The sequence below is a fragment of the Ewingella americana ATCC 33852 genome (assembly GCF_000735345.1).
Taxonomy (GTDB): Bacteria; Pseudomonadota; Gammaproteobacteria; order Enterobacterales; family Enterobacteriaceae; genus Ewingella; species Ewingella americana.
Map to the genome: position 1 here is coordinate 106,595 of NZ_JMPJ01000068.1, position 12,935 is coordinate 119,529.

A 12,935-nucleotide genomic window follows, 5' to 3' on the forward strand; every position below is an offset into this window, starting at 1 on the left:
AATCAAACATTTACTTAAATCGATTGAGGCGCGAACAGCTATGAATCCGTTAGTTATCAAATTAGGTGGTGTGTTACTGGACAATGAAGAAGCGCTCGAGCGCCTGTTCATGGCGCTGGTGACTTATCGCCAGCAATATCAGCGCCCATTGGTGATCGTTCACGGCGGCGGTTATCTGGTCGATGAGCTGATGAAGAAACTTAATCTGCCAGTGGTGAAGAAGGCTGGCCTGCGCGTAACCCCTGCGGACCAAATCGACATCATCACTGGCGCATTGGCCGGTAGCGCCAACAAAACCCTGCTGGCGTGGGCGGTGAAAAACGACATCAACGCCGTTGGCCTGTCATTAGCAGACGGCGGCTCGGTGGTGGTAACGCAACTGAGCGAAGAGCTGGGTAATGTCGGCAAAGCCGAAGTGGGCTCTCCGGCACTGATTAATACCCTGACTGGTGCGGGCTACCTGCCGATCATCAGCTCCATTGGTATCACCGCCGCCGGTGAACTGATGAATGTGAATGCTGACCAAGCCGCCACGGCGCTGGCAGCCACGCTGGGTGCAGATCTAATCCTGCTGTCAGATGTGAGCGGTATTCTCGACGGCAAAGGCCAGCGCATCCCGGAAATGACCACTCAAAAAGCGGAACAGCTGATTGAGCAAGGCATCATTACTGACGGCATGATTGTGAAGGTTCACGCCGCGTTAGACGCCGCGCGCTCTCTGGGCCGCCCGGTGGATATCGCCAGCTGGCGTCACGCCGAGCAGCTTCCGGCACTGTTTAATGGCACGGCGATCGGTACGCGTATTCTGGCGTGATCTTCGTGCTTAACCCATTGACTGAATTGTTAAATCAATAAAATTTTTAAAGGAAATCATCATGGCAGCAACCAAAGGCATCAAGAAAATCGTTCTGGCTTATTCTGGCGGTCTGGACACCTCGGCAATCATTCCTTGGCTGAAAGAAAACTACGGCGACTGTGAAGTGGTCGCTTTCGTTGCAGACATCGGCCAAGAACGTGCTGACCTCGAAGGGATCGAGCAGAAAGCCCTGCGCACCGGTGCTTCTGAGTGCCACGTGGTTGACCTGCGTGAAGAGTTCATCAAAGACTACGTTTACCCGGTGCTGAAAAGCGGCGCGTTGTATGAAGGCAGCTACCTGCTCGGCACCTCAATGGCGCGTCCATTGATTGCAAAAGCACAGGTTGAGCTGGCACTGAAAGTTGGCGCTGATGCACTGTGCCACGGCGCAACCGGTAAAGGTAACGACCAAGTTCGTTTCGAAACCACTTACACCGCGCTGGCTCCACAGCTGAAAGTGGTCGCTCCTTGGCGTGAGTGGGACCTGCGTTCCCGTGAAGCCCTGCTGGATTACCTGAAAGAGCGTAATATCCCGACCACCGCGTCGCTGGAAAAAATCTACAGCCGTGACGAAAACGCGTGGCACATCTCTACCGAAGGCGGCGTGCTGGAAAGCCCATGGAATGCAGCAAACAAAGATTGCTGGGCATGGACTGTGGCTCCAGAAGACGCGCCGGACGAAGCTGAGCTGGTCACCGTTAAGGTTGAAAAGGGCGCGGTTGTGGCGGTTAACGGCGTAGAGCTGACACCATTCCAGTGCCTCGAAGCGCTGAACGTGCTGGGCGTGAAACACGGCGTTGGCCGTATCGACATCGTTGAAAACCGTCTGGTGGGCATTAAATCCCGTGGTTGCTACGAAACCCCGGGAGGCACCATTATGATGGCTGCGCTGCGTGGCGTTGAGCAGCTGGTTCTCGACCGTGACAGCTTCAAATGGCGTGAGCAGCTGGGCCATGAAATGTCTTACGTGGTTTACGATGGTCGTTGGTTTGCTCCACTGCGTGAATCCATCCAAGCCGCCGCTGACGCGCTGGCAGAAGATGTGAATGGCGAGGTGGTCGTCAAGCTGTATAAAGGCACCGCGACGGCTATCCAGAAGAGTTCTCCGAACAGCATGTACTCTGAAGAGTTTGCTACTTTCGGTGAAGATGAAGTGTATGATCACAGCCACGCGGGCGGCTTTATCCGTCTGTTCTCGTTGTCTTCCCGCATCCGTGCGTTGAACGCGAAAAAATAGGCTATTTTACTTGCCATTTTGAGCTTGGGCAGTGCTCGAAATCCTCACGTACTTTATGTACGCTGCGGTTTCTGCGCGCTGTCCGCACCCAAACTGGCTGCGACAATAACGCCTATTGGGCGGTGTAAATATTTCTAAGGGCGCACAGGCTGCGCCCTTTTGCATACATCAAGGAGTACAGGTTATGGCACTTTGGGGCGGGCGTTTCACTCAGGCGGCAGACCAGCGTTTTAAAGAATTAAATGATTCCCTGCGTTTCGATTACCGTCTTGCCGAGCAGGATATTATTGGCTCGGTGGCGTGGTCGAAGGCGTTGGTAACGGTTAACGTGCTGACTGCCGAAGAGCAGGTTCAACTGGAAGAAGCCTTAGGCGTGTTACTGGAAGAAGTGCGTGCTAATCCGCGCGCCATCTTATCCAGCGATGCAGAAGACATTCACAGCTGGGTGGAAGGCAAGCTTATCGACAAAGTCGGTAACCTCGGCAAGAAGCTGCACACTGGCCGCAGCCGTAATGATCAGGTCGCCACTGATTTGAAATTGTGGTGCAAAGAGCAGGTACTGAACCTGCAAGAGGCCGTGCGCCACTTGCAGCAGGCGCTGGTCGCCACTGCGCAAGCGAACCAAGACGCGGTCATGCCGGGCTACACCCACTTGCAGCGCGCCCAGCCGGTGACTTTCGCTCACTGGTGTCTGGCCTATGTCGAGATGCTGGCGCGTGATGAAAGCCGCCTACAAGATACCCTGAAACGTCTGGACGTCAGCCCATTGGGCAGTGGCGCACTGGCGGGCACGGCGTATCCAATGGACCGCGAGCAGCTGGCCGGTTGGTTAGGATTTGCCTCGGCGACCCGCAACAGCTTGGATAGCGTTTCAGACCGCGACCACGTTATGGAGTTGCTGTCGAACGCCTCTATCAGCATGATCCACCTGTCGCGCTTCGCCGAAGACCTGATTTTCTTCAACAGCGGAGAAGCGTCGTTTGTTGATCTGTCCGACCGTGTGACCTCTGGCTCATCCCTGATGCCACAAAAGAAAAACCCGGACGCGCTGGAGCTTATCCGTGGCAAGTGTGGCCGCGTGCAGGGCGCACTGACCGGCATCATGATGACCATGAAGGGCCTGCCGCTGGCCTACAACAAAGATATGCAGGAAGACAAAGAAGGGCTGTTCGACGCGCTCGACACCTGGATGGACTGTCTGCAAATGGCAGCGCTGGTGCTGGACGGTATTCAGGTCAAACGCCCGCGTTGTAAAGAAGCCGCGCAGCAAGGCTACGCGAACTCCACCGAGCTGGCGGATTATCTGGTCGCCAAAGGTGTGCCATTCCGCGAAGCCCACCATATTGTTGGTGAAGCCGTAGTGGAAGCCATTGCTCAGGGCAAAGCGCTGGAAGCTCTGCCACTGGCCGATTTGCAGAAATTCAGCAGCGTAATTGGCGATGACGTCTACCCAATCCTCGAGCTGCAATCTTGTCTCGACAAGCGCGCAGCCAAGGGCGGCGTGTCACCGCAGCAGGTTGCTCAGGCTATCAGCGATGCTAAAAGTCGCTTAGGCGAGTAATAGCTCACTGCGTTAGACCAAAAGGCTCCTGTTCAGGGGCCTTTTCTTTAGGTGAAAAGCAGGCAAAAAAATGGCGGACATAAAGTCCGCCGAATGTTCACGTAGTCTCTCACCCGCCATCAGGTTAGTTGCCTTGCAGCAATGCGCCTGATTTTGGGCTTCTTTCGTTTTACTTATCCTAATTCTCTTACAATCTTTACGCGTCGTCTTATTGTGCTACTTCGCACACGTCTGCTTCGCTGTTCAGATAGACATCCAGATCGTCGCTTCCCCCGATGTGGCGACCACCGATAAAGACTTGTGGCACAGTTGCACGGCCTGTTACAGCGCGCAGACTGACCGTAGTCGCGTCCTTACCTAATACAATTTCTTCATACTGAATGCCGCGCTCTTGCAGCATTTGTTTCGCTTTAGAGCAGTAAGGGCAGCCCGGCTTGGTGAAGATCGACACGGATTCCTGCACTTTATAATCCGGTGCCAGATACTTCAGCATGGTATCGGCATCAGACACTTCAAACGGGTCGCCCGGCTTGTTTGGCTCAATAAACATCTTCTCAACCACGCCGTTACGCACCAGCATGGAGTAACGCCAAGAGCGCGGACCGAAGCCTAAATCAGCCTTTTCAACCAGCATATTCATGCCTTTGGTGAATTCGCCGTTGCCGTCAGGAATGAAGGTGATGTTGGCGGCGCTTTGCTCGGCCTTCCACGCATTCATGACGAAAGTATCATTGACGGAGACGCACAGAATGCTGTCTACGCCGTGGCTCTTAAACACGCCTGCCAGCTCGTTATAGCGCGGCAAGTGGCTCGAAGAGCATGTCGGGGTGAAGGCACCCGGCAGCGAAAATACAATGACCGTTTTATTTTTAAACAGTTGATCGGTGCTGAGATCCAGCCATTGGTCTCCTTGACGAGTGTGGAAAGTAACTTGTGGAACTTGTTTCCCTTCGTGGCTTGTAAACATCAGTAACCTCTTAATTTATAAAATATAAAACTTGTACTCTGTCAGTATCGTTTCGATGTGTGCCATTATTAACGATTGTTGTTGATAGTTATAATCGTTGATTGCTATCTTATCTATCGCCGCGAGCTATCGTCTCGACCTGTTATGGCAATGGAGGAAAAATGAATATTCGTGATTTGGAGTATCTGGTGGCTTTGGCGGAGTTCCGTCATTTTCGACGCGCCGCAGATTCTTGCCATGTGAGCCAGCCGACCTTAAGCGGGCAGATCCGCAAGCTGGAAGATGAGCTGGGCGTGATGCTGCTCGAGAGAACCAGCCGCAAAGTGCTGTTCACTCAGGCGGGTTTATTGCTGGTGGATCAAGCCAGAACCGTGCTGCGCGAAGTGAAAGTGCTGAAAGAGATGGCCAGCCAGCAAGGCGAGGCGATGTCCGGGCCTCTGCACATCGGGCTTATCCCGACCGTTGGGCCTTACCTGCTGCCGCAAATCATTCCTACGTTGCACAAAACCTTTCCAAAGCTGGAAATGTATCTACACGAAGCGCAGACCCAGCAATTGCTGGCGCAGCTCGACAGCGGGAAGCTTGATTGCGCCATTCTAGCGCTGGTCAAAGAGAGCGAAGCTTTTATCGAAGTGCCGCTGTTTGATGAGCCAATGAAGCTGGCGATTTATGACGAGCACCCGTGGGCCTCGCGCGAACGCGTTGCCATGGCTGATTTAGCCGGAGAAAAGCTGCTGATGCTGGAAGATGGTCACTGTTTACGTGATCAAGCGATGGGCTTCTGTTTCCAGGCAGGGGCAGATGAAGACACGCATTTCCGCGCCACGAGCCTTGAAACGCTGCGCAACATGGTGGCGGCAGGCAGCGGTATTACGCTGTTACCGTCATTGTCGGTGCCAAAAGAGCGCAGCCGCGATGGCGTGACTTATCTGGTGTGTGACAAGCCGGAACCGAGACGCACCATTGCTCTGGTGTATCGTCCCGGTTCCCCGCTGCGTGGCCGCTATGAGCAGCTTGCCGAAGCCATTAAGGTTCACATGCAAGCTCATATGGACAACGCTGCGTTAAAACAGGCGGTTTAATCCATTCAGGGCGGCAACGCGATACGCTTCCGCCATGGTTGGATAGTTGAAGGTAGTATTAACGAAATACTCGATAGTATTGCCTTCGCCTTTCTGTTCCATTATCGCCTGACCGATGTGGATAATCTCCGCAGCACGCTCGCCAAAGCAGTGAATACCAAGGATTTCTTTGGTATCACGATGGAATAGCAGCTTCAGACTCCCTACGTTCATCCCGGCGATTTGCGCCCGTGCCAGATGTTTAAACTGCGCGCGGCCCACTTCGTACGGCACCTTCATGGCGGTCAGATCTTGCTCGGTTTTACCCACAGAGCTGATTTCCGGAATGGTGTAAATGCCGGTCGGGATGTTTTCAATCAAGTGAACCTTAGCTTCGCCCTGAATCATCGCCTGCGCGGCAATGCGTCCCTGATCGTAAGCTGCCGATGCCAAGCTTGGGTAGCCAATGACATCACCCACGGCATAGATGTGCGACAGCGCGGTTTGATACATGCTGTTCACTTTCAACAAGCCGCGGCTATCAGCCACTAAGCCAATGTTTTCTAAGCCGAGTTGGTCGGTGTTACCTGTGCGTCCGTTGGCGTAAAGCAGGGCATCTGCTTTGACCTTTTTGCCGGATTTCAGGTGCATGATCACGCCATCTTCAACGCCTTCAATCTTCTCAAACTCTTCGTTGTGACGAATCACCACGCCGTTGTTCCAGAAGTGGTAAGAGAGCGCGTCGGACATCTCTTGATCAAGGAATGACAGCAGGCGGTCACGGGTGTTGATCAAGTCGACTTTGACGTTCAGGCCACGGAAAATCGACGCGTATTCGCAACCGATAACCCCGGCGCCATAAATGATCACGTGGCGCGGCTCGTGGCTCAGTTCAAGGATTAAGTCGCTGTCGTAGATGCGTGGGTGGCTAAAGTCGACGCCGTGTGGACGGTATGGGCGCGAGCCGCAGGCGATGACGATATTGTCGGCGGTAAGCTCTTCATGGGTGCCGTCGGCGTAGCGCACGCTGACAGTGTGTTCATCCACGAAGCTGGCGTCACCGGCGAAAAGCTGGCACTGGTTGCGCTCATAAAAACCCTGACGCATGCGAGTTTGCTGATTAATCACTGAATCAGCGTGGCGCAGAATGTCGGGGAAGCTTGAACTCAGGGTGCGGGAGTTGTCGCTATACAGCGGATTTTGGTTGAATTCGATAATTCTGCTGACGGCGTGGCGCAGGGCTTTCGAAGGGATAGTTCCCCAGTGAGTACAGCCGCCACCGACGTTATTATAGCGTTCGATGACCGCAACTCTGGCCCCTTGTTTAACCAGTCCCATAGCGGCGCCTTCTCCGCCAGGGCCTGAGCCGATGATAATGGCATCAAAATGAGATTGCTGTTGCATGGTTCGAAACCTATTTTTTATACAAAATAACAACGAGAAAGTAACATATTAGTCCTGTTTTCCCTACAAGCAGTTGTCAATTCGTGGGAAAACCGCAACATTCAGACCCACTTTATCCTCTCTTTTCTATACCTCGGCGGGTTAAAAAATTTGGTATAGTGAAATCATATCGAGTCATTTTATTAACACCTTTAATAAGAAGAAAACACTGCGGATGAAGGTCATGGGCGTAAGAGCACAACAAAAAGAGCGCACGCGCCGCTCACTGATTGAGGCGGCATTTAGCCAGCTCAGTGCTGAACGCAGCTTTGCCAGTTTAAGTCTGCGTGAAGTTTCCCGCGAGGCTGGGATCGCACCCACCTCCTTTTACCGGCATTTCCGTGATGTTGATGAACTCGGCCTGACCATGGTAGACGAGAGTGGGTTAATGCTTCGTCAACTGATGCGTCAAGCGCGACAACGTATTGCCAAAGGTGGCAGCGTTATTCGCACATCCGTATCGACTTTTATGGAGTTCATTGGCAATAATCCTAACGCTTTTCGCTTACTGTTGCGTGAACGTTCCGGGACCTCTTCGGCCTTCCGTGCCGCCGTCGCTCGTGAAATTCAGCACTTTATTGCAGAACTGGCAGATTATTTACAACTCGAAAACCATATGCCGCGTAGCTTTACTGAAGCGCAGGCAGAAGCCATGGTGATCATCGTCTTTAACGCCGGCGCCGAAGCGCTGGATGTTGAGATAGCCCAGCGCCGCCAGCTAGAAGAGAGGCTGGTATTGCAGCTACGGATGATTTCTAAAGGTGCATATTACTGGTATCGCCGTCAGCAGGAGCGCACGGCGGTATCTCCAACTAATAAGTCCAGAGGTACTGAAGATGACCGAACAACCGAACCAGGATAATGGCACTTTGCTCCTGGCTCTGATTGCCGGACTGTCGATCAACGGCACGTTCGACGCGTTTTTTAGCTCCGTAGTAACCTTCTCCGTTTTCCCTGTAATAGCCCTTTGTCTGGCGGTCTATTGCCTGCATCTGCGCTATCACCAGAAAGAGATGGCCAAAGGTTTGCCGACCTTAGCGGCGGCCAGCTTCCTGCTCGGTTTCCTGCTTTACAGCACTATCGTGCGCGCGGAGTATCCGCAGCTGGGTTCCAACTTCCTGCCGTCGTTGATTAGCGTGGTGCTGGTGTTCTGGATTGGTATCAAGCTGAAGAAGCGCAAAGCGGACAATATCTGACAGGGTTTTCGCGTCGAGTTGTTGCAATGAATGAATAAATTAAGGGCAGCCATTGGGCTGCCCTTTGTCTTTGTTGCGATACAGTAACGCGCTTAGATTTTCTCGAGCAGCACGCCACATTCCATATGATGGGTATAAGGGAACTGGTCGAACAGCGCCAGCTTGGTCAGGCGGTGGGTCTGGCTCAGCGTCTCGAGGTTAGCGCACAGCGTGTCCGGGTTGCAGGAGATATAAAGAATACGGTCGTAGCCCTGCACCATCTTCACGGTGTCTTCATCCAGCCCGCTGCGCGGTGGATCGACAAAAATGGTGTTGCAGTCGTAGCCGGACAAATCCACATCTTTTAAACGATGGAATTCGCGCACGCCGTTCATCGCCTGGGTGAAGTCTTCGGCCGCCATGCGGATGATCTGCACGTTATCAATCTGATTCGCTTCAATATTATATTGCGCCGCTGCCACCGAAGGTTTGGCAATTTCAGTCGCCAAGACGCGATTGAAGTTTCTTGCCAGCGCCAGCGAGAAGTTGCCGTTGCCGCAATAAAGCTCCAGCAGGTCGCCGGTCGAGCCTTCAGTAATGCCCAGCGCCCATTCGAGCATCTTGATGTTCATCTCGGCATTCGGCTGGGTGAAGCTGTTCTCTACTTGGCGATAAATCATGTCGCGGCCCGCCACTGGCAGCACTTCATCGACATAATCTTCGTCGAGCATGATTTTGGTTTTTGCAGCACGGCCAATCAGTTGAATATCAAAACCGTCCTGACGCAGCTTGTCGCGCAGCAGCGTCGCGGCCGCGGTCCACTCATCATCCAACTTGCGGTGGTACAGCAGGGAGGTGATCAGCTTGCCGCTGCGCGTGGACAAGTAATCAATCTGGAAGATTTTGCGGCGCAGCACCGGCTCTTCTTTAATTGCGGCAATCAGCACAGGCATCAGGCGGTTAATCAGCTCGCTGGCGGCGGGGAACTGGTCGACGCGCACGCGAGCCTTAGTCTGCTGATCAAACATAATGTGGTACAGGTCGCCCTCGTCATGCCAGACGCGGAACTCGGCGCGCATGCGGTAGTGGCTGACCGGAGAGCGGAAAACCTCAGGAGCCGGGGCCTGAAAAGGCGTCATCATCGCCGTGAGACGTGCGGTCTTTTCCGCCAGTTGGTCGTCGTATTGTTCAATGGGCAGGTTTTCAGGCGTCATGATTTATCTCGTCTACTGCGGGTAAATGGGCGAACTTAGCGGGGGATTGTAGGGAATGCTCCCGCGAAGTCCAGTTTTCCCCTTCTTGACTGGCGTTATTACCTCAGCCTATTTGATTAAAATTTAATAGCCCTTACGGATGTCTGGATTTCCAAAAGGGTTGATCGTAGGATGCAATTCGGCCTCGGTAACAGAGTTAAAAGGGAATCCGGTGTGAATCCGGAACTGGCGCGCAGCGGTAAGGGGAAATCACGGCGATAGCAGCGCAAGCTGTTACCGACACTGTCTAGTTCTTCATTCTTTATATAGAGCACTTTATAGAGAAGATGTAAGAGGGATGGGAAGTCATCGCCCGGTGGCGGCGTATTAATTCTTTCTTTAATCAGCCAACAAATCCTAAGTCCGAAAACCTGCCGATTTTCCGTCGCATTTTCACCTTCGTCGCGAGAACGAGGGTGTTTTTCTGCGGCATCCGCCAATTAAGTTTGGATGCTCAATTCATGACAATTAAAAAGCACGCGCTGCTGACAGTATTATCTGTCACAGCTTTTTCTGGGTGGGCGCAGGATAATACTTCCTCTTCAGACAACAGCGACAATCTCGTTGTTACCGCCAACCGCTTCCCACAGCCCGTCTCATCAGTATTAGCGCCAATGGATATTGTAACCCGCGAGGATATCGATCGCTGGCAGTCTAAATCCGTGGTGGATGTATTACGCCGCCTGCCGGGCGTGGATATTGCGCAGAACGGTGGAATAGGCCAGCAAAGTTCTTTATTTGTGCGCGGTACCAACTCCAGCCACACATTAGTCTTAATGGACGGCGTGCGTTTAAATCAGGCGGGTATTTCTGGTTCAACTGACCTCAGCCAGATCCCTATTGCGCTGGTACAGCGAATTGAATTTATTCGTGGGCCGCGCTCGGCAGTTTACGGCTCGGACGCCATTGGCGGCGTGGTCAACATTATTACCACCCGCGACAAGGATGGGACCACCCTCGGGGCTGGCATCGGCTCGAATGGGTATCAAAATTACAATGGCTCTACCCAGCAGAAACTGGGTGAAAACACCACGGTAACCGCCGCGGGCGATTATACCTATACGCGGGGCATTGATGTTGTCGCTGACGGCAACAACGGCGGTGTTCCTCAGCCTGACCGCGATGGCTTCATGAGCAAGACGCTCTATCTGGCGCTGCAACACCAATTCACAGAACAAGTCAGCGGTTTTGCTCGTGCTTATGGCTATGACAATCGCACGGCCTATGATGGTTATTACACGCCTGACAGCCCGCTAATCGACACCCGCCAGCTCTACAGCCGGACCTATGATACGGGTCTGCGCTATGAAGATGGGATTTACGCCACTCAGCTGATTGGCAGTTATAGCCACGTAAAAGACTATAACTATGACCCGAGATACGGACAGTATGACTCTTCCGCTTCACTAGATGACTCGGACCAGTACAACTTGCAATGGGGCAACACCTTCCAAGTGTGGAAAGGACAGGTGAGTGCAGGTTTGGATTGGCAGCGGCTCACCACCGAGCCGGGCACCAGCTACCTTGATGATGGCTATAGCCAGCGTAATACCGGCGTTTATCTGACAACACAGCAGAAAATTAGCGACTTCACCCTTGAGGGGGCGGTGCGCAGTGATGATAACTCGCAGTTTGGCCAGCACACCACGTGGCAGAGCAGCGCCGCGTGGGAGTTTATCGATGGGTATCGCCTGATAACCTCCTATGGCACGGCGTTTAAAGCCCCCAATCTGAGCCAGCTCTACAGCGGCTTTTATGGCGATCCAAATCTCAAGCCTGAAGAAAGCAAGCAGTGGGAAGCCGGACTGGAAGGTTTGACGGGGCCTCTAGATTGGCGTTTATCTGCTTATCGTAACGATATCGATCAGTTAATCGATTTCAATAGCCAAGGGACTTATTACAATATTAATAAGGCCACCATTAAAGGCGTGGAATGGACAGGTAATTTCGATACAGGCCCATTACATCACGCCGTCACCTTGGAATATCTGGATCCACGCAATTCAGAAACTAACGCGGTATTGGTACGCCGAGCCAAACAGCAGGCTAAATACCAGATTGACTGGAATGTGGCGCAGATCGATTGGTCGATTAACTATCAATACTTGGGGCAGCGTTACGACACAGACTATGGCTCATATCCATACCAGACGGTTAAACTCGGCGGCGTCAGTTTATGGGACCTCGCAGTATCATATCCTGTCACCTCACATCTGACCGTTCGTGGTAGAATTGCCAACTTGTTTGATAAAGATTACGAGACGGTTTATGGCTACGAAACACCAGGACGTGAATACTTCCTCTCTGGAAGCTATACCTTCTGATAGCTCGATAACGTCTGGCCGTCCGACGGCGCTGGTATTTGACTCCGGCGTCGGCGGATTGTCCGTTTATCATGAAGTCCGGGAGATGCTGCCGGACCTCCACTATATCTATGCTTTCGACAATGTGGCTTTCCCCTATGGCGAGAAGTCCGAAGAGTTTATTGTCGAGCGAGTGGTCGAGATAGTCAGCGCGGTCGCTAAGCGTCATCCCCTTTCTATTATTGTTATCGCCTGTAATACCGCGAGCACGGTTTCCCTTCCTGCATTACGCGCCAAATTCAACTGTCCGGTCGTGGGCGTCGTGCCTGCCATTAAACCGGCGGCCAAGTTAACGCGTAACGGCGTGGTGGGGCTGCTGGCTACCCGAGCCACGGTTCAGCGTCCTTATACTCATGATTTAATCGAGCGCTTTGCCACGGATTGCCAGATTCTGATGCTGGGGTCGGCCGAGCTGGTGGAAATAGCCGAAGCGAAGCTGCACGGCGCGCCAGTTTCATTGCCGGTGCTGAAGAAAATCCTCCATCCTTGGCTGCGTTTAAAAGAGCCGCCGGACACCGTGGTGCTCGGATGTACTCATTTCCCACTGCTCAGCGTGGAGTTGGCGCAAGTATTACCTGATGGAACGCGCCTGATTGACTCGGGTTCTGCTATTGCTCGTCGCGCACATTGGCTCATTGAGACTTCTCATCAAGAAATTCCGGCCAAAAAAGAGGGTGTGGAAATAGAAAGCCTGGCCTACTGCATGACGATGAATGAAGAAGCTGAAATCCTGCTGCCTGTTTTGCAGGCATATGGCTTCAGAAGTATCCAAGAATTGCCGCTTTAAACACCTTTTGGCGAAAGAATCAGCGGTCGATAAATTATTTGTATATTAGGGGTTGCGGCCTTCTGAGAACTCCCTATAATGCGCCTCCACTGACCGGGAACAACGACTGAGAAGTCGCTCGATTAGGAAGAAAAAAGAAGAATGTTCGAATGAATAATCTCTTGACTCTTCAGCGGGAAAACGTAATATACGCCTCCCGCGCCGCATAAGATTCTTATCGGAACAGCGGCAT

The 12,935-nt window shown here is 52.8% G+C and carries 11 protein-coding genes and 1 riboswitch; of the genes, 8 read left to right on the plus strand and 3 right to left on the minus strand.

The annotated features are described in order from the left end of the window. Positions 1 to 40 precede the first annotated feature (40 nt). The 3 genes from argB (at position 41) to argH (ending at position 3,654) form a co-directional block, all read left to right on the plus strand. Positions 41 to 814: an acetylglutamate kinase gene (argB, locus tag GEAM_RS18875; protein ID WP_034794650.1), complete on the plus strand. Its 774-nt coding sequence runs from the start codon at positions 41 to 43 to the stop codon at positions 812 to 814. A 61-nt stretch (positions 815 to 875) separates the two neighbouring features. Then, a complete protein-coding gene (locus tag GEAM_RS18880) occupies positions 876 to 2,093 on the plus strand; it encodes an argininosuccinate synthase (protein WP_034794653.1) in 1,218 nt (405 codons plus the stop codon). Positions 2,094 to 2,277: 184 nt separating this feature from the next. Next, positions 2,278 to 3,654, plus strand: a complete 1,377-nt coding sequence (gene argH, locus GEAM_RS18885; RefSeq protein WP_034794655.1) for an argininosuccinate lyase — start codon at positions 2,278 to 2,280, stop codon at positions 3,652 to 3,654. A gap of 208 nt (positions 3,655 to 3,862) precedes the next feature. Here the strand turns inward: argH and GEAM_RS18890 are convergent, their stop codons facing one another. After that, a complete protein-coding gene (locus GEAM_RS18890; RefSeq protein WP_034794657.1) occupies positions 3,863 to 4,621 on the minus strand; it encodes a glutathione peroxidase in 759 nt (252 codons plus the stop codon). Positions 4,622 to 4,782: 161 nt separating this feature from the next. On the opposite strand from GEAM_RS18890, the gene oxyR reads away from it, so the two are divergent. Continuing rightward, positions 4,783 to 5,703: a DNA-binding transcriptional regulator OxyR gene (oxyR, locus tag GEAM_RS18895; RefSeq protein ID WP_034794658.1), complete on the plus strand. Its 921-nt coding sequence runs from the start codon at positions 4,783 to 4,785 to the stop codon at positions 5,701 to 5,703. Here the strand turns inward: oxyR and sthA are convergent. Then, positions 5,686 to 7,086 carry a Si-specific NAD(P)(+) transhydrogenase gene (gene sthA / locus GEAM_RS18900; protein ID WP_034794659.1) on the minus strand — a complete coding sequence of 467 codons (1,401 nt, stop codon included), beginning with the start codon at positions 7,084 to 7,086 and terminating at the stop codon, positions 5,686 to 5,688. The genes oxyR and sthA overlap by 18 nt on opposite strands. 223 nt (positions 7,087 to 7,309) lie before the next feature. Between sthA and fabR the strand changes: the two genes are divergently transcribed. Both fabR and GEAM_RS18910 read left to right on the plus strand, forming a co-directional pair. Then, positions 7,310 to 7,987 (plus strand): HTH-type transcriptional repressor FabR, encoded by a 678-nt coding sequence (gene fabR, locus GEAM_RS18905; RefSeq protein WP_034794684.1) that lies wholly within the window; start codon positions 7,310 to 7,312, stop codon positions 7,985 to 7,987. Continuing rightward, positions 7,962 to 8,321 carry a YijD family membrane protein gene (locus GEAM_RS18910; RefSeq protein ID WP_034794660.1) on the plus strand — a complete coding sequence of 120 codons (360 nt, stop codon included), beginning with the start codon at positions 7,962 to 7,964 and terminating at the stop codon, positions 8,319 to 8,321. Before fabR ends, GEAM_RS18910 begins: the two co-directional genes overlap by 26 nt. A gap of 92 nt (positions 8,322 to 8,413) precedes the next feature. On the opposite strand, the gene trmA is transcribed toward GEAM_RS18910, so the two are convergent. After that, complete coding sequence (gene trmA, locus GEAM_RS18915; protein ID WP_034794661.1) at positions 8,414 to 9,514, minus strand: tRNA (uridine(54)-C5)-methyltransferase TrmA; 1,101 nt, start codon at positions 9,512 to 9,514, stop codon at positions 8,414 to 8,416. 162 nt (positions 9,515 to 9,676) lie between these two features. Next, a riboswitch (cobalamin riboswitch) is annotated at positions 9,677 to 9,946 on the plus strand. Positions 9,947 to 10,014: 68 nt separating this feature from the next. Between trmA and btuB the strand changes: the two genes are divergently transcribed. Both btuB and murI read left to right on the plus strand, forming a co-directional pair. Beyond that, the gene (gene btuB / locus GEAM_RS18920) at positions 10,015 to 11,877 is read left to right on the plus strand and encodes a TonB-dependent vitamin B12 receptor BtuB (protein ID WP_034794662.1); all 1,863 of its coding nucleotides are present in this window, start codon (positions 10,015 to 10,017) and stop codon (positions 11,875 to 11,877) included. Beyond that, entirely contained in the window at positions 11,822 to 12,703 is an 882-nt protein-coding gene (murI, locus tag GEAM_RS18925; protein WP_034794664.1) for a glutamate racemase, read from the plus strand. The genes btuB and murI overlap by 56 nt, the downstream gene beginning before the upstream one ends. The last annotated feature ends 232 nt before the right edge of the window (positions 12,704 to 12,935 follow it).